This is a genomic window from Pandoraea apista, assembly GCF_001465595.2.
GTDB classification, from domain to species: Bacteria; Pseudomonadota; Gammaproteobacteria; order Burkholderiales; family Burkholderiaceae; genus Pandoraea; species Pandoraea apista.
In genome coordinates, this window is record NZ_CP013481.2 from 923,325 (window position 1) to 942,822 (window position 19,498).

21 protein-coding genes and 3 pseudogenes are annotated in these 19,498 nt (G+C 66.5%); 21 read left to right on the plus strand and 3 right to left on the minus strand.

Translation table 11 applies throughout. From position 1 onward, the window contains the following. Positions 1-37: 37 nt before the first annotated feature. Together AT395_RS04240 and mads1 are read right to left on the minus strand one after the other, a co-directional pair. A complete protein-coding gene (locus AT395_RS04240) occupies positions 38-607 on the minus strand; it encodes an Hsp20/alpha crystallin family protein (RefSeq protein ID WP_048627981.1) in 570 nt (189 codons plus the stop codon). 32 nt (positions 608-639) lie between these two features. Beyond that, positions 640-921, minus strand: a complete 282-nt coding sequence (gene mads1 / locus AT395_RS04245) for a methylation-associated defense system helix-turn-helix domain-containing protein MAD1 (protein WP_003454941.1) — start codon at positions 919-921, stop codon at positions 640-642. 275 nt (positions 922-1,196) lie between these two features. On the opposite strand from mads1, the pseudogene AT395_RS26450 reads away from it, so the two are divergent. Further along, positions 1,197-1,530 (plus strand): annotated as a pseudogene (locus tag AT395_RS26450) (IS110 family transposase); the annotation flags it as partial. Between the two features lie 91 nt (positions 1,531-1,621). On the opposite strand, the pseudogene AT395_RS04255 reads toward AT395_RS26450, so the two are convergent. After that, positions 1,622-2,051, minus strand: a pseudogene (locus AT395_RS04255) (transposase domain-containing protein); the annotation flags it as partial. 139 nt (positions 2,052-2,190) lie between these two features. On the opposite strand from AT395_RS04255, the gene AT395_RS04260 reads away from it, so the two are divergent. From AT395_RS04260 to AT395_RS04360, 20 genes and pseudogenes are all read left to right on the plus strand, one after another. Next, positions 2,191-3,099: a LysR family transcriptional regulator gene (locus tag AT395_RS04260; RefSeq protein WP_048627980.1), complete on the plus strand. Its 909-nt coding sequence runs from the start codon at positions 2,191-2,193 to the stop codon at positions 3,097-3,099. Positions 3,100-3,638: 539 nt separating this feature from the next. Continuing rightward, the gene (locus AT395_RS04265) at positions 3,639-4,397 is read left to right on the plus strand and encodes a hypothetical protein (protein WP_003454930.1); all 759 of its coding nucleotides are present in this window, start codon (positions 3,639-3,641) and stop codon (positions 4,395-4,397) included. A gap of 141 nt (positions 4,398-4,538) precedes the next feature. Then, positions 4,539-4,757, plus strand: a complete 219-nt coding sequence (locus AT395_RS04270; protein WP_003454927.1) for an AlpA family transcriptional regulator — start codon at positions 4,539-4,541, stop codon at positions 4,755-4,757. 40 nt (positions 4,758-4,797) lie between these two features. Continuing rightward, positions 4,798-5,664, plus strand: a complete 867-nt coding sequence (locus tag AT395_RS04275) for a ParA family protein (RefSeq protein ID WP_004265510.1) — start codon at positions 4,798-4,800, stop codon at positions 5,662-5,664. Then, positions 5,648-5,905, plus strand: coding sequence for a hypothetical protein (locus AT395_RS04280; RefSeq protein WP_003454921.1), 258 nt, complete (start codon positions 5,648-5,650; stop codon positions 5,903-5,905). Before AT395_RS04275 ends, AT395_RS04280 begins: the two co-directional genes overlap by 17 nt. Continuing rightward, positions 5,898-7,559: a ParB family protein gene (locus AT395_RS04285; RefSeq protein ID WP_048628071.1), complete on the plus strand. Its 1,662-nt coding sequence runs from the start codon at positions 5,898-5,900 to the stop codon at positions 7,557-7,559. The genes AT395_RS04280 and AT395_RS04285 overlap by 8 nt, the downstream gene beginning before the upstream one ends. 12 nt (positions 7,560-7,571) lie before the next feature. After that, the gene (locus tag AT395_RS04290; protein WP_003454899.1) at positions 7,572-8,132 is read left to right on the plus strand and encodes a DUF2857 domain-containing protein; all 561 of its coding nucleotides are present in this window, start codon (positions 7,572-7,574) and stop codon (positions 8,130-8,132) included. A gap of 3 nt (positions 8,133-8,135) precedes the next feature. Then, the gene (locus tag AT395_RS04295; RefSeq protein WP_020306388.1) at positions 8,136-9,386 is read left to right on the plus strand and encodes an STY4528 family pathogenicity island replication protein; all 1,251 of its coding nucleotides are present in this window, start codon (positions 8,136-8,138) and stop codon (positions 9,384-9,386) included. A 229-nt stretch (positions 9,387-9,615) separates the two neighbouring features. After that, on the plus strand, positions 9,616-10,395 hold the full coding sequence (locus AT395_RS04300; protein WP_004265522.1) for a PFL_4669 family integrating conjugative element protein: 780 nt from the start codon (positions 9,616-9,618) through the stop codon (positions 10,393-10,395). Then, positions 10,392-10,947, plus strand: a pseudogene (locus AT395_RS04305) (DUF3158 family protein). The gene AT395_RS04300 and the pseudogene AT395_RS04305 overlap by 4 nt, the downstream one beginning before the upstream one ends. Further along, the gene (locus AT395_RS04310) at positions 10,944-11,393 is read left to right on the plus strand and encodes a single-stranded DNA-binding protein (RefSeq protein WP_003454893.1); all 450 of its coding nucleotides are present in this window, start codon (positions 10,944-10,946) and stop codon (positions 11,391-11,393) included. Before AT395_RS04305 ends, AT395_RS04310 begins: the two are co-directional and overlap by 4 nt. 277 nt (positions 11,394-11,670) lie before the next feature. Continuing rightward, positions 11,671-13,686, plus strand: a complete 2,016-nt coding sequence (locus AT395_RS04315; protein ID WP_004265528.1) for a DNA topoisomerase III — start codon at positions 11,671-11,673, stop codon at positions 13,684-13,686. An 805-nt stretch (positions 13,687-14,491) separates the two neighbouring features. Beyond that, positions 14,492-14,743 (plus strand): hypothetical protein, encoded by a 252-nt coding sequence (locus AT395_RS04325; protein WP_003454891.1) that lies wholly within the window; start codon positions 14,492-14,494, stop codon positions 14,741-14,743. A gap of 25 nt (positions 14,744-14,768) precedes the next feature. Then, on the plus strand, positions 14,769-15,161 hold the full coding sequence (locus AT395_RS04330; RefSeq protein WP_048627979.1) for a hypothetical protein: 393 nt from the start codon (positions 14,769-14,771) through the stop codon (positions 15,159-15,161). 103 nt (positions 15,162-15,264) lie between these two features. Further along, a complete protein-coding gene (locus AT395_RS04335) occupies positions 15,265-15,729 on the plus strand; it encodes a hypothetical protein (protein ID WP_004265538.1) in 465 nt (154 codons plus the stop codon). Between the two features lie 80 nt (positions 15,730-15,809). Next, positions 15,810-16,526, plus strand: coding sequence for a DUF5983 family protein (locus AT395_RS04340; protein ID WP_048627978.1), 717 nt, complete (start codon positions 15,810-15,812; stop codon positions 16,524-16,526). 292 nt (positions 16,527-16,818) lie between these two features. Continuing rightward, positions 16,819-17,616 carry a hypothetical protein gene (locus AT395_RS04345; RefSeq protein WP_003454887.1) on the plus strand — a complete coding sequence of 266 codons (798 nt, stop codon included), beginning with the start codon at positions 16,819-16,821 and terminating at the stop codon, positions 17,614-17,616. 75 nt (positions 17,617-17,691) lie between these two features. Then, positions 17,692-18,042 carry a DUF3085 domain-containing protein gene (locus AT395_RS04350; RefSeq protein ID WP_048627977.1) on the plus strand — a complete coding sequence of 117 codons (351 nt, stop codon included), beginning with the start codon at positions 17,692-17,694 and terminating at the stop codon, positions 18,040-18,042. Between the two features lie 143 nt (positions 18,043-18,185). After that, on the plus strand, positions 18,186-18,530 hold the full coding sequence (locus AT395_RS04355; protein ID WP_003454883.1) for a hypothetical protein: 345 nt from the start codon (positions 18,186-18,188) through the stop codon (positions 18,528-18,530). 298 nt (positions 18,531-18,828) lie between these two features. Beyond that, positions 18,829-19,392: an STY4534 family ICE replication protein gene (locus AT395_RS04360; protein WP_003454879.1), complete on the plus strand. Its 564-nt coding sequence runs from the start codon at positions 18,829-18,831 to the stop codon at positions 19,390-19,392. Positions 19,393-19,498: the final 106 nt, after the last annotated feature.

A 19,498-nucleotide genomic window follows, 5' to 3' on the forward strand; every position in this document is an offset into this window, starting at 1 on the left:
CTCTTTGTGGTTTTTGAGAAAAACGCGCTGCCCCGCGTCAGCCGTTGATCGGGATCGAGCGCCCCTGCTTGGGCGTACTGGCCTCGCGCTTTTCCATCGTGATCGTGAGCACGCCGTTCTTGAAAGCGGCCTTGATCGTGTCCTGGTTGGCATCGGCCGGCAGGTTCAGAGCGCGCTGAAAGCTGCCGTAGGAGCGCTCCACCCGGTGGAAACCGCCGTCTTTCGTTTCCTGCTCCTGACGCTTTTCACCGCGCACCAGCAGCACGTCGTTGTCGAGCGTGATCTGGATGTCTTTTTCCTCGATGCCGGGTACTTCCAGGGCGATCTTGTACTGCTTGTCGGTCTCCTGGATGTCCAGCGCCGGCTTCAGCATGCCCGGCCAGTCCGACGGCCAGCGTGGCATGGCCAGCGTCGGGAAACCGAAGCCTCGAAACGCGCCGTCGAACAGGCGGTCGATCTCGCGATGCAATTGCAGGATGGGACTGACGGGCCCACCCGCCACAGGCAGGTCATTGCGCTGCACCGGCAGCGAGGCAGTGCTCTGTTGTTCTTCCTGCTCCTTTTTGAACCAGTTCCAGGGAGCCAATTTCTTGAAATCAATGTCCATGTCATACCTCCAGAAATCAATTGAAGACTCACTCAATCCGCTTGCCTGCGGCTATGGATAGCGCGCCCAGGCAACACGGGATGTTTCGCTGACTTCGGCTGCTCATCTGTGCGTATCACCTCCTTCTTTCTGCCTGCTTGGATCTGATCATTGATCCATTGATCGATTTCACTTTGACGAAACCGCCACGTCCCGCCGACCTTGAAGGCCGGAATTTCCCCGTGCGCGGCGAGCCGGTAAAGCGTCCGCTTGCCGACCTTTAAGTAGGTAGCCAACTCGTCGAGTGTGAAGATCGCCTGCTGGCGCGCTGTCATACCACCCCCACAAGTTCCGTCGTCACGCGGCCTCGCTCGAGGAAATTCTTGCAAGACTTTGCAAGATATTGCGCCTAACATGCCGAAAGTCAAGAGTCAACATCCAGCGACCTGCTGGCCGATTGATGTGACTCAATCGTAAGCAGCCAGGAAACAAATGTTGGCTGCCGCCGCGATGGTGCTCCCCAAGTCATCAATCTGCAGCCATGTGAAAGGGGAAGTCCATGAACGAGATTGCCCGAGTCGGGGTGGATCTGGTCAAGCGGGTTATCTAGGTGCATGCGGTGGATGCGCGCGTGGTGGTTGCCAAGGCGCTGGCCGCTGACAAGTTTGCGGCCTGGTGCGTGGAGCTGCCTCCCGGCTGCCTGGTGGCCCTGGAGGCCTGCGGCGGTGCGCATCACTGGGCACGCAAGCTGCGCGGCTATGGGCTGGATGCGCGGCTGATTGCAGGCCACTTCGTCACGCCCTACCGCATGGCCGGCAAGGGACGCAAGAACGGTGCGGCCGATGCCGCAGCGATCTGCGAGGCGGCAACCCGCCCGCACATGCGCTTTCGTGCCGGTGAAGCCGCCGGCGCAGACGCTGCTGGCCAGCCATCAGCTACGCAAACCTCCCGATTCACTCACGCAGCTTATTCCTGCTTGCCTAGGGACGACCGTGTAAGCGGCAGATGGTCGGAGTCCTTTGCGACCAGCACCTACGCGAGCAGCCCGGAGGTGGGGATGCCCTTGGCGATGATCTCCGCCGGGACCGGCGCCTGGGTCAGCGTTCGGCACCTATGCGCAGGTCCACTTGCCGCGGATGTGGCACTCGACCGTGAACACGCCCGGCGTGTAGTCCAGCTTCTCGCTGATGCGCTTGAGCGCACAGCCGCACGCGCAGCGGGTGTTCTCGGGCTCGTGGTGGCAGTCCACGCGCGGCAGGTCCGCCGGCAAGGCGGTGCGCTTAGGCATCGCGCCAGGCGTAGCCGGCGGCTTCTTCTTGCCCAGCAGTTCCTGGAGCTGCGCCTCAGCCGCGGCAAGGTCGGCGTCCAGAGCCTCGTCGAACAGCGCGCGTTGTTCGGCATCGAGCTGCTCGCTCTTCTTGCCGAACTTCAGGCGTCGCAGCTGGGCGATCTCGAACGAGAGCTTCGCCGTAGGCGCTGACATGGGCGAAAAGCATCCGAGCATCACCCCCCATGATGGCTCTCATCTCGATACAGAGGTGAATCCTCCGCACTATTCGGCTCCCTACGATGATATGGACTGATCACATCGGTAGGGAGAAAGCATGAACTTACGCCATCTTCGCTGCTTCATCGCCGTAGCCGAGGAACTGCACTTCGGCCGGGCTGCTCGACGGCTGCACATCGAACAGTCTCCACTGTCGCGCACGATCCGCCAGATGGAGGCGGATTTAGGGGTGCCGCTGCTCAACCGCTTGCCACGCAGTGTTCGTCTCACACCGGCGGGACAGGTCTTCCTCGAAGAAGCCCGGCGCGTACTGCTGGCCTTCGAGCAAGCGCAGACCAAGGCACGCGCCGCAGCGAACCAGCGGAACACGCTGCGCATCGCACTATCTGGTGACATGGGGCAGGCCCGCTTGTCGGCGTTGCTTGCGCTTTGCCGCGAGGAGGCACCACAGGTCGGCATTCGGATATTTGAAACGCCACTGGCGCAGTCGGTGACTGGACTGCGCAACGACTTGTATGACGCAGGTTTTGCATTGGCTGGTGAAATGGACGCCGGCATCGTCGCCATGCCGGTGTGGCGAGACCCGCTGGTGGTGGCTTTGCCCGCCAGGCATCCGCTGCTGGCTTTCAAGGAAGTGCCGCTGGAGGAAGTGGCGAGCTATCCGCTGGTGCTGTGCGATCCCCAGGTCTGCGAAGGTTGCAGCCGGCAGCGCGAACGGCTGCTCCGCACGGTGGATGCGCAGCCGACGGTAGCCGAGTACGTCAAGACCCATTCCCTGATGCTGGCCCTCGTGGCCGCCGGCTACGGCGTGGGCTTTTCGAGCGCGGCGCATCTGGCGGGTTGCCATCAGGCCGATGTCGTCGTGCGGCCGCTGGCCGACGAGACCGCTTCGCTGACGACCTATCTACTGCGACCCGAAGGCGAAATCATGGAGCCGCTGCGGCAGTTCATCGACCGCGTGGAGCGTGTCGGACGCCCGCAAGGCACCGATCAACGCCCGATGTGACGCGGGGATTTTGGACGGTACGATTCCCTTTCGGTCTGGACCTTGACCCGCATTGCATCGGCGGCCGACCTTTTGCGTCACGGGCATGGATGGCGAATCGGGCCTATCCACCCGGCATCAAGCAAGGCACCTTCAAGCTGTCGAGGTCACAGCAGTGACGCAGAACGCATGAGCCCTTGCTGGATGCAAACCGGCTCAGCCGGAAGTCGCATTGGCGCTTTACCCCGCCCGTATTCCTACGAAAACTTTGCCCTGGTTTTCCGGTAAAGCGCAGCATCCCTTCCTGATCGAACTTGGATGCGCGGCTTTTCAGACCGTTGCGCCGGTAACAAGATTTTTCGCAGGTGCATTATGGTTGAGGTGTAGCGGGCACCGCAAGGAGGTTTGCCCCCTGCGTAACGCTCGGCGACATCGCCGCACCCAACGTCCACCACGATGCCGACCGGCTCGCGCTTCATCGGGTTCTTTGGGCAATCGCTGCGCCCATGTGGGCCGCGCGCGCTTGCCATGTGTCGATCCGACGATGGGAAGAGCGCGATATGCCGAAATCGAGCAGCCACGCCTTTGGCGCAAAGACGTACTACCGACCGATCGAGGCGGCCGTCCGCTGGTGCGGTCTCCTGCGCTTCGAGCAGCGTATTCTGGAAGCGCTGGAGCAGCGTGCCATGCCGGAGCCCGGCGAATTCCCGCGCTGGCCGCTGCTGCGCCTGTATGCCGAGCGCATCTTCGACGCGCTGACGCATGGCGAATTGCCCGGTGGCAAGGCCGGCATCGTGCTGGACTCGCAGCGGCCGGCGCTCGACGACCCCGAGCTGACCGTGCGCCACGTGGACTTGAAAGCGTGGATGTCGCAGTTCTACCCCGGCGATCGGCCGGGGTTTTTGTTTGACGGCATCGAACGCGCGGTGCATCCGGCGGTGAGCGTGGACACGCTCAACATTCTGCTGGCCGATCGCGAAGCAGCGAAGTCGCAACTTGCCGAACTTGCCCTGGTGCATGAAACGCTGCGCACCGCGCACGAAGCACTGGCGAAGGAACATGCCACGCGCGCGGCCAACGACGAACAGGCGCGCGAGCCTGGCCTGCGCAGCGAGACGACTTACCTCAACATCATCGGCGGACTGCTGACGCTGCTGCTGGGCAATTCGCCGTCAGGCGCGGCCTATTCGTCGTTCCGCAGCATGGATGCCGTGGTCAGCGCGCTGATCGCACACCATGAGGGGCGGCCGGGTCTCAGCGAGCGGACGCTGTGGAGCAAGCTCGCGCAGGCGCGGCGCCACCTGGAGGCGTCGCGCTGACGACGCGGCCAGCATGATGCCGATGCGGCGCACTGCAATTGCAGTCGCTGCTTCTGCAATTGCAGTGATTTCGGCGACCGCGGTGTATTGAATACGAGGCACTTTCCGAACAGCGCCAGTGAGCGTCAAGGAGTGTCTCTCATGTCTTCGCAGACCACCGCGCCGGCAGTGCCGGCCGAGCACCGCATCCTGCGTCGCGCCGAAGTCGAGGCCAAAACCGGCTTCAAGCGCGCGCACATCTACAGCCTGATGAAAGAAGGCAAGTTCCCCAAGGCGCTGCGCTTGGGCGTGCGCGCCGTGGGCTGGGACTCGGCGGAGGTCGAGCAATGGATCGCCGATCGCCTCGATGAGCGCGCCTGACGCTTTTCCTCGGTACATGCCATTCAACCGGGAGAGGCCCATGCAGGTGGTGTCCATCATTTCGACCAAGGGCGGCGTCGGCAAGACCACGACGGCGGCCAACCTGGGCGGCTTCGCAGCCGACACCGGGCTGCGCGTGCTGCTGCTGGACCTGGACGTGCAGCCCACGCTGTCGAGCTACTTCACGCTGGCCGAGCGCGCGCCGGCCGGGATCTACGAGATGCTGGCCTACAACGAGCAGCGCGCCGAGCAACTGGTGTCGCGCACCGCGATCGAGCGGCTTGACCTGGTGCTCTCGAACGACGACCGCGGCGAGCTGAACACGCTGCTGCTGCACGCGCCCGATGGCAGATTGCGGCTGCGCCACCTGCTGCCCACGCTGGCGCCGCACTACGACCTGCTGCTGATCGACACCCAGGGCGCGCGCAGCGTGCTGCTGGAGATGGCGGTGCTGGCCTCGAACTTGGCGCTTTCGCCGGTGACGCCGGAAATCCTCGCGGCGCGCGAGCTGCGGCGCGGCACGCTGCAACTCATCGAGGACATCGCGCCGTACCGCCACCTCGGCATCGAGCCGCCGCCGCTGCACCTGCTCATCAACCGCGTGCATCCGGTGTCGTCGAATGCGCGGCTGATCCAGCAGGCGCTGCGTCAGGTATTCCAGGAGCAGCCTGGCGTGCGCGTGCTGGACACCGACGTGCCGGCGATTGAAGCCTATCCGCGCGCCGCGACGCGCGGACTGCCGGTGCATCGGGTGGAATACCGCCAGCCGGCGGGCCGCACGGCACCTGCCGCATTGGAGACCATGCGCGCGCTGGCCGGCGAGCTGTTCCCGGCGTGGCAGGAGCGCTTTGCGCTCGTCACCGGCCGAGGCGACGCGGGAGGGGCCGGCCATGGCCAGCGCACATGACCTGGCCCGCGGCCACAAGCGGCTGCGAGGGCTGATCGAGTTCGCCCTGGGAGAAGGTTGGAAGGTGGTGCGCACCCGCGGCGGGCACCTGCTGTTCACGAAGCAAGGCTGCGCGCCGATCTACACCAGCTCGACGGCGAGCGACCACCGCGCCGAGCGCAACGCCCGTGCGCAGCTTCGCCGCGCCGACCGACAGGCGGCCCAGGGTGTTGCAGCATCTCAGGAGAATGGCCGTGGCTGACCTGACGCCGCAGGACATGGCCGCCAATCTGCTGGCCTCGGGCTTCGAGCGCAACGGCCCTTCGGTCGCGGCCCTGAGCGACCCCATCGCCGACACGCCGATGGTGGTGACGCTGGACCAGTTGCGCCCCTACGACCACGACCCGCGCGTGACGCGCAACCCGGCCTACGAGGACATCAAGGCCTCGATCCGCGAACGCGGGCTCGATGCGCCGCCCGCGATCACGCGCCGGCCCGGCGAACCGCACTACATCATCCGCAACGGCGGCAACACGCGCCTGGCGATCCTGCGCGAGCTGTGGAGCGAGACGAAAGACGAACGGTTCTTCCGCATCCCCTGCCTGTTCCGCCCGTGGCCGCAGCGCGGCGAAGTGGTGATGCTGACCGGGCACCTGGCCGAGAACGAGTTGCGCGGCGGGCTCAGCTTCATCGAGCGGGCCTTGGGCGTGGAGAAGGCGCGCGAGTTCTACGAGCAGGAAATGGGGCGGGACAGCGGCCAGCCGCTGTCGCAGAGCGAGCTGGCGCGGCGGCTTACGGCCGATGGCTTCCCGCTGCCGCAGTCGCACATCAGCCGCATGCAGGACGCCGTGCACTACCTGCTCCCGGCGATCCCCACGCTGCTGTACGGCGGGCTCGGCCGGCATCAGGTGGAACGGCTCGCGGTGCTGCGCAAGGCCTGCGAACGCACCTGGGAGCGGCATGCCCTGAGGCGCAACCTGTCGATGGACTTCGCTACGCTGTTCCAGGACCTGCTGGCGCAGTTCGACACGCAGCCCGACAACTTCTCACCGCAGCGGGTGCAGGACGAGCTGGTCGGCCAGATGGCCGAGCTGCTGGAAGCGGACTACGACACGCTGAGCCTGGAAATCGACGACAGCGAGAGCCGGCAGCGCGCATTGACCAGCGATCCTGCGCCGCTGCAGGCGGCAAGACCTGCGGTGCCGGCCGGGCCACCGCGACCACCGTCACCGCCTTCGCTGCCGCCCGGCCCCTCGGTGCAGTCGTCGGAGCCTGGCCCTGGCCAGGCTGCGCAGGCCGGTTCCACGCGGGCCGCCAGCGACAAGGGCATGCAGCAGGATGACGAACGCCTGCAGGGTCACATCGTGTCCCCGGCCCCGACCACCGAACGCCTGCAATCCATCCAGCGCATGGTGGCCGATCAGATGGGCGACAAGCTGCCCGACTTCGAGGCCGACGCGCTGCGCGCGATCCCTGTGCAGGCGGGCGGGCTCTACCCCATCTCGGATGTCTGGTACATCGAGCCCGGCCTGGATGTGCCGGATCGGCTGCGGGTGCACATCGCACAGTTCGCGCGCGAGATCGCCGAGGAAGCCGACGTGGCCGGGCAGGTCGAACCCAGCGAAGGCGGCATGGGCTTCGTCTGCGTGGCGCCCCCGGCGGTGCGCGCATTGCCTCCGTTCGCGTGTGCGGTGCTGACCTTGCTGCATGCGCTGTGCGCCGCGCCCCGACCCGCCCCCGGCTTCGATGGCGCCCGGCTGGCCGACGACCTAGCGGCCTTGCTGCATGGCGGCGGCGCATATCCGCGCCTGAGCGATGCCGGGCTGGTAAAGCTGTTCCGGCTGCTGCGCATGGCGCGCCGGCTGCTGGATCTGGAGACCGGCGCGGCCTCCAGCAACCCCGGCCACGGCGCCTGAGCAGAGGCCATCATGTCGGCACCGCATCCGCTCAACCAGGCCGTCATCGCACAGGCGCTGCACGACCTGCGCAATGGGCAACTGCGGCGCTGCAAGGCGATGGGCTTCGGCGAGGAGGAGCTGGACGCGCTCAAGCACCCCGAACTCGTGAGCATGCTGGTGAACGCCACGGTGTCGTGGTGTTCGGTGTCGGTGAACCGCGATGTGCTGAAGCGGCTGCTGAGCCAAGTGCACGACGTGGAGCGAGAGATCGCGACGGTCGACCGCATGCTGCGCCTGGGCGCCAGCACGGAGATGGTCAGCCGCTTCTACGGGCTTACGCACCAGGAGGTGGCCCTGCGCCGCGACATCCTCGGCCTGCCCAAGCGCAAGGGGCGGCATCCGGTGCTGGACGAGGCGCAGGACACGGCGCTGTGGAAGCAGTGGAAGGCCGGCGTCATGGAGCGCGGCATCGCGCTGGACGATGAGGTGGCGATGCTGACGCTGACCATGGACCTGGCCGAGACCTTGAACCTGCCGATGTCGGTGATCTGGTCGGCGATACGCAACTGGATCGACCAGGGGCTGGTGTAGGCCATGGCGACCGGCGGCGCACCCCGGCGCGATGGCCCCGTGGCGCTGTCGGCACTGTTCGACGACGCGCTGCGGGAACTGGTGCCACGGGCACCACCGACACCGCCAGCCCCGCGCGGCGCTGCTGCTGCATTGCCGGCCGCGCCGGTCAGCGACGGCTTCCTCTACAGCGGCAACCGGCACGAGAGCGTGCCGCGTGCGCTGTTCCTCGACCGGCGCCTGACGCCGCTGGAGCGCAACGCCTGGCAGGTGCTCCGCCTGCAGCTCCAGAGCGACGGCGTGACGGCGTTCCCGACCTACGACCAGCTTCGCCCCTACCTCGCCTCGATGCCCTGCGCGGCGCAGGCCTCGCACGAGACCGTGGCGCGCGCCTTGACGCTGCTGCGGCTGACGCGCTGGCTGAGCCTGGTGCGACGGCGCCGCGACCCGAAGACCGGGCGCATCCTGAGCAACCTCTACGTGCTGCACGACGAACCGCTGACACCCTTCGAGGCGATGCAGCTCGACCCCGACTACCTCGGCCTGGTCAGCCAGGCGCTGACCCATGCGGCGAAGGCGGTGCAGATCGTCGGCATGAACACCCTGCGCGAGATCGCCGAAGACCCGATGCTCAACGGCCGCACGCTGCCCACGCGGCTGCAGGTGCTGGCACAGCGCATGGCGCGCAACGAATGGGCGGACGCGAGTTATCCACAAGCGCCTGTGGATCACGAATCCGAAGAAGGCCAGGACGGCCTGCTTCGGAATCTCGAAGGCCCGTCTTCGGAATCCGAAGCAGGGCTGAAATCCGCGCCAGACGGCTCACTTCGGAATCCGAAGGAGGACCGTACTGTACGTATGGATCGTATAAATCAAGTACGTACAGTACCGCGCGCGAAGTCGTTGCAGCACCTGCGCCTGCCCGAGCGCCTGCTGCGCTTGAAGGACGAGCAGCAAAGCGGCGCGATGGTGGCCTTGCAGCAGGTGGACGAGTCGCTGCGGCAGGCGGTGTTGGACGAATGGGATGCGCGCTGCCGCAAAAGCGCGGTACGCAACCCGGCCGGCTATCTGTTCGGCATCATCCAGAAGGCGATGCGCGGCGAGTTCAAGGCCTGGGCCGGCGAAGGCGGTTCGCCATCGACGCCGCCTGCGCCGCCGCCACGGCCAGCCGCACCGGCACCGTCTGCACCGCCACCGCCCGCGCCGAACGGCCCTGGCCGCGAGGCAGCGCGGGCCTACCTGGCGAAACTGCGTTCAACCCTGGGCGATTCCTGAGCAGCTATCCCCAGGGGATAGCTGGGACACGAAGCCTTCCAGGCATCGGCTTCGGTTCTGTCATGCGTCGCACGGTCGCAGCCCGGCGCGGACCTATCCCCTGGGGATAGACGGAACACGCGACCTTCCGGGGCGACAACCGGGAGCGCACCCGCTGCGGTTTGTTGACTGACGCCCTTCCGGGCGATGCCGATGCTGGCGGCTCGTTCCCGTACCGCGAGTCGTCACCATGGCCAATGAATCCCAGCCGCCCCTGCAGTTGAATCTCGGATCGCTGCGCAGCGCGATGTCGCTGACGCTGCACACCCACCACGCTTCACGCATCTGGCATGGCCGAGCGCCTGCCGAGGGCCGGCCCGGGATCATCGGCCTGAACGGCTACATCAGCGTGATGAACAAGATGAAGCGCGGCGCCGAGCAGGACGATCCCTACTCGGATTTCTGGATGCTGCGCATCGAGGACAAGCTGACGCAGACCAAGGACAGCTTGCAGGCGCTGCGTGAGCAGGTGGACCAGGCGCTGGCCGACGTGCCGCCCGCGCTGTCGCTGGGCGAGAACATGAACGTGCAGCCCGTGAAGCTGCCGCTGTTCGTCAATGCGCAGCTCGGCTTCATAGCGGTGTACCTGCTGGCCGACTACGACGACCTGGCCCGCAAGCTGATCCTCGCCCACCACACCGCGCTGATCGACCGCAGCACGCTGGAACGCTGGCTCAACGACGGTGCGCATGCGCTGCGCAGCCTGTTCTCGCTGGCACAGCAGTACCGCTACTCCGGCGCGACGCGCGACGACTTCGCCTCGAAGAACGCGGTGGCGCGGGCGGCGCTGGAGAAGTTCGGCGAGTTGCCGCAGGACGTGCTCGAAGGCACGCGCCGCTCGCGCTTTGCGCCACCGATCGCACGGCGGTCGGGCAAGCCTGGTAAAGCCGCGGATGCCGCACCCAGCGCTGGCGCAGCCGACGTGGCGGACGACGACCACGACCATGACGGCGAAGGCACGAAGGCATGACAGCATCGTCTTCCAACGGCCAACCGGCGCGCTTCCTGCCGCTGGAACAGGCGGACTTCCAGCGCCTGGAACACGGCTCCTACCTAAAAGGCCTTTTACAGCCTTTTTTTTAAAGGTAAGGGGAGTCTGGAGGCCTGGGCCAACCAGTGCACGGCGCTGCGCGACGACTTAATCGGGCTGGCGCAGCGGCGCGTGCTGCAACAGGCGCGGGCCTACCCCTTCTCGCTGCTCGACGTGCAACTGGCCCAGCAGACCACTGGCGCAGGCACGACCTTCCTGCGCTGGCGCAACCACGACCGTTCTTCCATGGGCGTGGCGCTGTGGGAATCGCTGCTCGACCGCCCGGCGACGCCGGCCTCGCTGATCGACGACCTGTACGCGATGGAGCTGCAGCGCATCGCTTTGAACATGCAGATCAGCCTCCTTCACACGCTGGGCCGCCAGGCCCAGGAGTGCGCCAGCAAGGCCGCGCAGGCCGAAGCGGCTTACCTGCGACGTGTCCACGGGCATGCCGCGTCGGTTCCATCCACCACCCCCAAGGAGTCTCCATGAGCACGCACTTCGTCGGCGAGGGCAACATCGGTTCCGCGCCGGACTATCGCGAATTCCCTAACGGCAACGACGAGCCGCGCCGGCTGCTGCGCCTGAACGTCTACTTCGACAACCCGATCCCAAAGAAGGACGGTGAATTCGAGGACCGCGGCGGCTTCTGGGCGCCGGTGGAGCTGTGGCACCGCGACGCCGACCACTGGAAAGACCTGTACCAGAAGGGCATGCGCGTGCTGGTAGAAGGCCGCACGGTGAAGGACGAGTGGGAGGACGCCGACGACAACGAGCGCACGACCTTCAAGATCGAGGCCCGCCGCATCGGCATTCTGCCGTACCGCATCCAGGCCGTGACCCTCAGCGCCAGGACGCTGGAACCCGAGGCCGCAGTACCGCCGCCGAAGGAGACCAAGGGGACGAAGGCGTCGAAGGAAACCAAGGCCAAGGGCTGATTCCCCGCAGGGGGCGGCTGTAGCAACCGTCAGACGCCCGCCATGCACCAGCTATCCCCAGGGGATAGCTCCAGGGTGTTCCACCGGGTTCCAGCCGCCCTCCCGAAACGACGCTCCCGCTGCGCCAGCCGTTGCGGCTTCGCGCATGCCGCTGCGGCAACGCATCGCCTGCCGATCACAAAGCGGTGTCTGCGCCAATCGGCTTCCTTGCTGCCGTCATCCGCTGGCCCGGCCAAGCTGGGGCCATCCGATGACCGCACACTTCCAAGGAGGCTTCATGCGCGTGTTCCTGTGCGAGAAGCCGTCCCAGGGCAAGGACATCGCCCGTGTGCTGGGCGCCGGCCAACGCGGCAACGGCTGCTACAGCGGTGCGGGTGTCGTCGTGACCTGGTGCATCGGTCATCTGGTCGAAGCGGTTCCGCCCGAAGGCTACGGCGAGCAGTACAAGCGCTGGGGCATCGAGCAACTGCCTATTCTTCCCGAGCGTTGGCGTGTCGAGCCCAAGGCGGCGACCGCGGCGCAGTTCAAGGTCGTGCAGCAGCTCGTCGCCAAGGCGGGCGAACTGGTGATCGCGACCGACGCCGACCGCGAGGGCGAGATGATTGCCCGCGAGATCATCGAGCTGTGCGGCTACCGCGGCCCGATCCAGCGCCTGTGGCTGTCGGCGCTCAACGATGCGTCGATCCGCAAGGCCCTGGGCACGCTCAAGCCGTCCGCCGAGACGCTGCCGCTTTACTTCTCCGCGCTCGCCCGATCGCGTGCCGACTGGCTGATCGGGATGAACCTGAGCCGCCTGTTCACGTTGCTCGGGCGCCAGGCCGGCTACACCGGCGTCCTGTCGGTCGGGCGCGTGCAGACACCGACGCTCAAGCTGGTGGTGGACCGTGACCGCGAGATCGCGCGTTTCGTTTCGGTGCCGTTCTGGGCCATCGAGGTTGCACTCTCACATGCGGGCCAGTCCTTCGTCGCAAGCTGGACGCCGCCGCAGGGCAGCACCGACGACGCCGGCCGCTGCCTGCAACAGCCGGTGGCGCAGCAGGCTGCCGAGCGCCTGCGCGCGGCCGGTGCCGCCCAGGTGCTGTCGGTGGAAACAGAGCGCGTGCGCGAAGGGCCGCCGCTGCCGTTCGACCTCGGCACGCTGCAGGAGGTGTGCTCGAAGCAGTTGGGTCTGGACGTGCAGGAGACGCTGGACATTGCCCAGGCGCTGTACGAGACGCACAAGGCGACCACCTATCCGCGCTCGGACTCAGGCTACCTGCCCGAGAGCATGTTGGCCGAGGTGCCCACCGTACTCGACAGCCTGCTCAAGACCGACCCCGGCCTGCGCCCGCTGATCGACCGCCTGGATCGCCAGCAGCGTTCGCGGGCCTGGAACGACGGCAAGGTCACGGCGCACCACGGCATCATTCCCACGCTGGAACCGGCGAACCTCTCGGCGATGAGCGACAAGGAGCTGGCCGTCTACAGGCTGATCCGCGCCCACTACCTCGCGCAGTTCCTGCCGCACCACGAATTCGACCGGACGGTGGCGCAGCTTACGTGCGGCGGGCAGTCGCTGGTCGCGGTCGGTAAGCAGATCGCGGTGGCCGGATGGCGCCAGGTACTGGCGGCGCCGGAGCCCGACGACGCGGACGGCGAGGAAGCGCAGCGCGGCCAGGTGCTGCCGGCGCTGCGTGCTGGAGCTTCCTGCCAGGTCGGCCAGGTCGATCTGAAGGCGTTGAAGACGCTGCCGCCCAAGCCCTACACGCAGGGCGAGCTGGTCAAAGCCATGAAGGGCGTCGCCAAGCTCGTGACCGACCCACGCCTGAAGCAGAAGCTCAAGGACACCACGGGCATCGGCACCGAGGCCACGCGCGCCAACGTCATCAGCGCCTTACTGGCACGCGGCTATCTTGTGAAGAAGGGCCGTGCCATCCGCGCATCGGATGCGGCTTTCACGCTGATCGACGCGGTGCCGGCGGCCATCGCCGATCCGGGCACGACGGCGGTGTGGGAGCAGGCGCTGGACATGATCGAGGCCGGCCAGATGACGCTGGACACCTTCATCGCCAAGCAATCGGCCTGGGTCGCCCAGCTCGTGCAGCAGTACCGCGGCGCAACGCTCCCCCTCAAGCTGCCGCCCGCGCCGAGCTGCCCGCAGTGCGGCGCCCCGATGCGCCAGCGCACTGGCAAGAACGGCGCGTTCTGGTCGTGCAGCCGCTACCCGGACTGCAAGGGCACGGAGCCGGTCGAAACCGCGACAGGCAAGCCCGCAGCGCCAAGCCCGCGGCGTCGGTCTCCGAAGGCGAGCTGACGCCCACGTTTCCCTCTGCCACGCCGGCTGCTGCCGACGGCGGGGCAAACCTCCCGCACCCCGCGGGACTCCCCAGCGCGCGTTCCCTTCTGCAACGGTGTGCGCGTCCTGCAGGCCCATCACGGCCTGCTGGGCGAGAAGGTCATTTCTCCCCGGATCGCGTTCGCCGCGGTTCCCCTGATCGAGGTGCTTCCGCCGATACGCGAGCGGTCTCCTGACGCCTTGGTGTGCAAAACTGCGAGGCGCCAGGAGACCGCTTGCGGTCGACGGTATTCGGTGCCGGTGCCCGCCGGCGGAACAACGGGCTCCCTTTGTGTGTGGATGCACGCCAGAGGATTCCGGCCCCCAGCCACGAAACGGGCCGGGTGAGATTGCTGACGCAGCGAATGGCTTTGACGATGGCCTGGCCTGCTTGCAGCCCACAGGTGGATTGATTTCTCTCCAGCCGAAGCCTTGCGAGGCTTCGGCGCCTTTGTCGTGGGCGAACGGAATCGTGCATCGCTGCTCTTGCCAGCGCTCGGCCCAAACTGGACGGCGTTCGGTTCCGTTTGATCAGCGACGGAGTGCCGCCGCGCTTTCATTCTTCCCGCATGTGTCGCTGACGGTCGTCAGCACCATGCCCTGGCAGCCCCGGTCCTCAAGGCTGCAACGCGGTTCGCCGCGTTGACCGATCCAGTCCGCTTCGCACCGACCACCGCGGACGCGCGTCGCCACGACGCGGGTGCTTTTCATGTTCAACCCTTCGGGAGGTATCCGCTCCCGTCAGGGCGTGGTGCTCCCGGTCTTCAACCAACAGGAGAAAACCATGTCCCTTGCGCTCGCATCGGCACCTTTGAGTGCTGAACAGGCCCGAGCCGAATCCATCGGCTACCAGGCCCTGGCCTGCGTCGGCAAGCGCCTGCCCCTGCAAGTGCTGTGCAGCGCAGCCGGCCACTACATCGGCACCGCCGATGCGGACGGCCCGGTCTCGCGGGAGTCGGTCAGCTACTTCCGCTCGCACCACGCCGCCGAGCACGCCCTGCAAACGGGCCGCTGGCAGCAGCGCCTCCACCCGTGATGTCCAACCACCAGGAGCCCATGTCATGAACCGTGCCCTGCCTCAAGAGGTACTTGATCAGATCGAGCTGGAACACCAGCACTTCGCCGCCGCGCCCCAAGCCTTCTTCGAGGCGTGGAAACGCGGCGTCGACATCGCCGGAGCCGAATGGTTCGGCGACGGCACCCACGAAGGCCTGCAGCGTGCCACCACCAAGTGGGATCTGCGGCCGAAGCTGCTGATGCTCAACGATGCCCTCGGCGTCCTGAGCAGCGGCCAGCGGATGTTCCTGTCCGCGATGGTGAGCTTCTACAACGCCCGCGAGGGCGGTGCGATGCTCAAGCGTTGCGGCTTCGAGGGTCTGTCCGACCTGGGCGGCCTCGACCTGGAACGGCGCAAGGTCGTCGCCGACCTGACGCTGAACTACAACGGCTGGTGAGCCGCGCTGCGGCCTGCCGACGTTCTTCTTTTCTTCCCACCCCACGAGGGACATGCGTCCCTGCATGGGGCCATGTCCCTCCTTTTCTTGAAAGGAGTGATTCATGTCCCCTGACTTTTCCATCGGTCTGCTCGTGACCGACGACGACATCGATGCGGTCATCCTTGAAGGCTGGCCGGCCGACGTGCGCAAGCCGCGCATCGTGGTGTTCGACTACGCCGGCAATGATGTGCCCGACGAGTATGTGCTGCATGTCAGCAGCGGAACCCCGAATACCGGATTGACCGGGCGCGAGGTGTTCCCGGTCGAGTACGGACCCGACTGCCGCTACCCATCGCCCGCTGAAGTCCTTTCGGTGCTCGATGCACCTAAGCCGGCCGGAAAACCTTCCGCGCTGAGCATCGCCCGCAACGTGCACCAGAGCATCCTCAACCTGGATGCGCGGCTGGATCGCCTGGAGCAGGCGCCGACCGGCGACGACTACAACCGCCTGTACCAGCTTGCGAATGGCGGCCTGCTCGACCTGTTGAAGGCGCTGGGCGACCCGTCCTCTACCGCTGCCGGCTGACCGGCTGCCACTTCATCCACCCGCTGGGGTTCAATCCCCAGCAGGGGATTGCCTCGGCCATCCCCTGCTGGAGAAATCCCATGTCCTACTCGAACAACAATCCCTTTGTCCGCGGCTACGGCGGCCTGTCCGTCCAGCGGCTGCTCGCCATCTCCTACGACGACGACTGCCCGCTGACCTACCTGCCGCTGCATCCTTCGCAGTCGAATCTGCCGGACAGCCAGGTCGAACGGCGGGCCTGCATCTTCTCGGACGACTTCGTGCTGATCACCGAGGACCAGGTGGTCCCCAACGAGTTGCAGGCGCAATGCCGCAGCCACGGGCTCGCCCGCAACGTGGTCTATGCCGTGATGGCCGAGGAAGACGGCAAGCCACTGCACGTGGGCGACACTTACTCCGAAGAAGCGGCGCGGGAAGTCGTGCGGCGCCTGCGCTATGAAACCGGCTACTACAGCCGGTGCTGGGAAATCAGCAGCGCGCACCTCGACGCCGACGCACACCGCTTCCTCGCCGAACTGGCGGACATCGCCACGCCGACGCTGTTCCTGTTCGTCGCCTTCCGCATCCCGTACGGCCCGGCCATCGGGTTGAAGCTGATCGCCACGCCCTGGACCGACGAGAACCTGCGCGCGGTCGAAGGCATCACGGCCAAGCGGCTGATGCAGGAGCATCGCAAGAAGGGCATGCCGGAATCCCTCATGCACGTGCTGCACCTGGCCGCGCTCGCCGACGTGCGCATGCTGGTCTTCGATGCCGATGCGCAGGTGCTGGACGGCCTGCCGATCTACGACGACTGACACCACCTTTCGAGCCCCCACGCGGGGCTCGTATTCCTTCTGGACGAAGCCGGTGGACGCGCAGTGCCGATTCCCCCGCGTCGCTGGCCCACGCCTGACGCACGCTGCTCGCATGTTCGCTGGCGTTGCCGGCAAGCATGCCCAGGCAGTCGAGACCTTCGAGGCTGCGGCACGGTTCGCCGTGCTGGTTGCTATTCCTTCTCCGGGCGCATGTCGCGTCCATCCACCTCACCCCCAAGGGACACACCTCCCTTGCGGGCGGAAGTCCCTTGGTTGCCACAAGGAGTCTTCCATGGATACCCAAGCCATCCGCGCACAGATGCCGACGCTGGTTCGCGGCCACGTGCCTTCCAACGTCCGCAGCTTCAAGTTCAACATCTTCGACGGCCAGCCCAAGGTTTCGACGCTGGGCTTCCACGTTGATCCCAAGCCCTTCGAGGGCAAGGTCATCGCCACCACCGACGAGGCCATCGTCGTCAAGACGGGGCGGGCCGAGTTCGCGGTGCTCGACAAGGCCCTCGTCACCGACGTGCCCGACGAAGGCGCCAAGGTGCAGGTCGAACCGTATGCGCGGCGCCGCTTCGACGGCTTGCGCGCGGATACGCCCGAGGAGAGCACTGAGTTCACCGCCGACGGCCAGCCGTACACGGTGAAGCGGCTCATCCTGGGTTCCGCGCCGGCCAAGCTGCCGATCCCCGAGCCGCAGTGCCCCGAGCTGCAGGAGCTGATCCACCAACTGGAGCAGTTGCCCGCGCCCGATGGATTCCGCCGCATCACGCACCTGCTGGTGGATGCCGGCGCGCGGGACTTCACGGTGGTCGATCCGAGCCCCAGCAACATCATCGCCACGCCGCCGGCCATCGGCTTCACCGTCGCTTCGGCGAAGTTCCAGGGGCGCGTCACCGTGCTCTACGAACGCGGCCTCGACACCTACGCGGTGGAGCTGCATCGCGAAGGCGAGCTGGTCGAGCGGGTCGATGAAGTGTTCTTCGACACCTTGGGCCAGGTGCTGGAGCGGCTGATCGACGACGGGAGCTGGCGCCTCATCCGCGTACAGCGCCTGTCCGGTCGCAAGCCCGTCCAGCACTGATCCCCTCACGTCCCCAAGCGGCTTCCCGTCCTCGCGGCGGGAAACCTTCTTCCTTCACCGTTGGAGACCACTTCCATGACTGTTCGATTCAAAGGCACCGAGCTTCGGCCCGTGCTTGCCGAGGCGGCGGCCAACCAGTGCCGCGTCATCCTGGTCAAGGACCAGGGCGTGTATTTCATGGCCGAGCACGGCGAGAGCCGGCCCGATGGGCGGCGCAAGACCATCGCCTACGCCGTGGGCTGCAACCCCGATGTCGATGCGTTCGACGACTGGTGGGAACTGGCGCGCGCCGACTTCGGCGAGTTCTTCGCCCTGCAGGAACGGGTCCTCACCCGTATCCTGCACAGCGAGGACGACCTCGAAGTGTCGGCCACGGTCACGCACCTGTCGATGCAGGCGGTATCCGCTGCACCGGCCGGCCACTGACCGTACTGCTTCCCAGCCCCCTTCACGGGGGCTTCTCTTTATCTCGTGCCGCGGCCCATGGCCGCATCGCACGCGCTCGTCTCCAGTCCGGCTCGGGCCGCTCACGCCGGCATCTGCCGGTGCCACCGCCTGGTGACGCCTGCATGCGAGACCCGTTCAAGATCGAGCAACCGACCTGCATCAGCTTCAGCGGCGGCCGCACCAGCGCGTACATGCTCTGGCGCGTGCTGCAAGCCAACGGCGGCCTGCCCGCAGATGCCGTCGTCTGCTTCGCCAACACCGGAAAAGAAGTGGAAGCCACCTTGCGCTTCGTGCGCGACTGCGCCGAGCACTGGCAAGTGCCGATCCACTGGCTGGAGTACCGGCCCATCGAACCGGGCTTCGTGGTGGTGGACTTCGATACCGCCAGCCGCGCGGGCGAGCCCTTCGAGATGCTGGTCCGCAAGCGGCAGTACCTGCCCAACCCGGTGGCGAGAGGGTGCCACTAATGCGGACAGCCGCCGGTGCCGATTGCCGCTCGCGCGGGCGCGCGCCTGGCGCCACGCTGCCGCCATGTTCCGCTGACGCCCGTCAGCAGCATGCCCAGGCAGTCTCGATCTTCAAGACTGCGACGCGGTTCCGACCGCGTTGATCAACCAGTTCGCTCCGGCATCCCAGCGCGAACAGCCATCGGTTCTCCCGATGGTGATGCCACCCAAGCTGTTCCTTCAACCCACGCGGGGGTTCCACACCTTCCCCGCCTTGGGTCGGGTGTGTCTCCGCCTCATTGTTCTCAGGAGATTCACCATGACCACTTCCACCGACAAGTCCTACTTCGACCTGCACATCACCGGACTCGGGTATCTCAATCGCATCCGCGAAGTGAAGCCCAAGAAAGGCGATGCGTTCCTGGCCTGCGACATCGCGGCGCTCAACGGCCCCAGCGATGACGTGGCCTACGTGCGTTTCGACACGCGCGTCTCGGGCTCCGAAGCGCAGCACCTCGTGCGCCGCTGCATCCAAGCGGTCGATGCCGAGAAGAAAGTGATGATCGGCTTCCGTCTGGGCGACCTGTGGGCCGACACCTTCACCTACTCCAAGGGCAAGCGTGCCGGCGAGCAGGGGGTGAGCTTCAAGGCCCGCCTGCTGTTCGTCAGTTGGATCAAGGTCGACGGCAAGCTCGTCTACAAGGCCGAGCCCAAGCCGACCGATGCCGACCAGCGCGACGAACGCGACGTGCGTAACACGGATGTCCCCGCGACGTTCGCTGAGCCGCAAGCCGCTGCGTTCGAGCCCGCCAGGCCCGCCGCCGAAGCTGCCGACGAAGCCACTGCCGATGCGCCTGCATTGGAAGTTGCCGAGTCGTTCTGATCCGCAAGGCCCCGACTCTGAATTGAGTCCGGGGCCTTGTCTTCTCCCACTCGCGTGCGCATGCGACCGTCGCCATGACGGCCGTGTGCGTGATCGCAGCTTCGTC

Bases quoted from the DNA above. Each gene is read 5' to 3' on its own strand.
- AT395_RS04325 (WP_003454891.1), top strand. From the start codon at position 14,492: ATGTCCCTTGCGCTCGCATCGGCACCTTTGAGTGCTGAACAGGCCCGA.
- AT395_RS04290 (WP_003454899.1), top strand. From the start codon at position 7,572: ATGTCGGCACCGCATCCGCTCAACCAGGCCGTCATCGCACAGGCGCTG.
- AT395_RS04340 (WP_048627978.1), top strand. From the start codon at position 15,810: ATGTCCTACTCGAACAACAATCCCTTTGTCCGCGGCTACGGCGGCCTG.
- AT395_RS04295 (WP_020306388.1), top strand. From the start codon at position 8,136: ATGGCGACCGGCGGCGCACCCCGGCGCGATGGCCCCGTGGCGCTGTCG.
- AT395_RS04360 (WP_003454879.1), top strand. From the start codon at position 18,829: ATGACCACTTCCACCGACAAGTCCTACTTCGACCTGCACATCACCGGA.
- AT395_RS04300 (WP_004265522.1), top strand. From the start codon at position 9,616: ATGGCCAATGAATCCCAGCCGCCCCTGCAGTTGAATCTCGGATCGCTG.
- AT395_RS04315 (WP_004265528.1), top strand. From the start codon at position 11,671: ATGCGCGTGTTCCTGTGCGAGAAGCCGTCCCAGGGCAAGGACATCGCC.
- AT395_RS04345 (WP_003454887.1), top strand. From the start codon at position 16,819: ATGGATACCCAAGCCATCCGCGCACAGATGCCGACGCTGGTTCGCGGC.
- AT395_RS04280 (WP_003454921.1), top strand. From the start codon at position 5,648: ATGGCCAGCGCACATGACCTGGCCCGCGGCCACAAGCGGCTGCGAGGG.
- AT395_RS04335 (WP_004265538.1), top strand. From the start codon at position 15,265: ATGTCCCCTGACTTTTCCATCGGTCTGCTCGTGACCGACGACGACATC.
- AT395_RS04260 (WP_048627980.1), top strand. From the start codon at position 2,191: ATGAACTTACGCCATCTTCGCTGCTTCATCGCCGTAGCCGAGGAACTG.
- AT395_RS04275 (WP_004265510.1), top strand. From the start codon at position 4,798: ATGCAGGTGGTGTCCATCATTTCGACCAAGGGCGGCGTCGGCAAGACC.
- AT395_RS04330 (WP_048627979.1), top strand. From the start codon at position 14,769: ATGAACCGTGCCCTGCCTCAAGAGGTACTTGATCAGATCGAGCTGGAA.
- AT395_RS04265 (WP_003454930.1), top strand. From the start codon at position 3,639: ATGCCGAAATCGAGCAGCCACGCCTTTGGCGCAAAGACGTACTACCGA.
- AT395_RS04355 (WP_003454883.1), top strand. From the start codon at position 18,186: ATGCGAGACCCGTTCAAGATCGAGCAACCGACCTGCATCAGCTTCAGC.
- AT395_RS04240 (WP_048627981.1), bottom strand. From the start codon at position 607: ATGGACATTGATTTCAAGAAATTGGCTCCCTGGAACTGGTTCAAAAAG.
- AT395_RS04270 (WP_003454927.1), top strand. From the start codon at position 4,539: ATGTCTTCGCAGACCACCGCGCCGGCAGTGCCGGCCGAGCACCGCATC.
- mads1 (WP_003454941.1), bottom strand. From the start codon at position 921: ATGACAGCGCGCCAGCAGGCGATCTTCACACTCGACGAGTTGGCTACC.
- AT395_RS04310 (WP_003454893.1), top strand. From the start codon at position 10,944: ATGAGCACGCACTTCGTCGGCGAGGGCAACATCGGTTCCGCGCCGGAC.
- AT395_RS04350 (WP_048627977.1), top strand. From the start codon at position 17,692: ATGACTGTTCGATTCAAAGGCACCGAGCTTCGGCCCGTGCTTGCCGAG.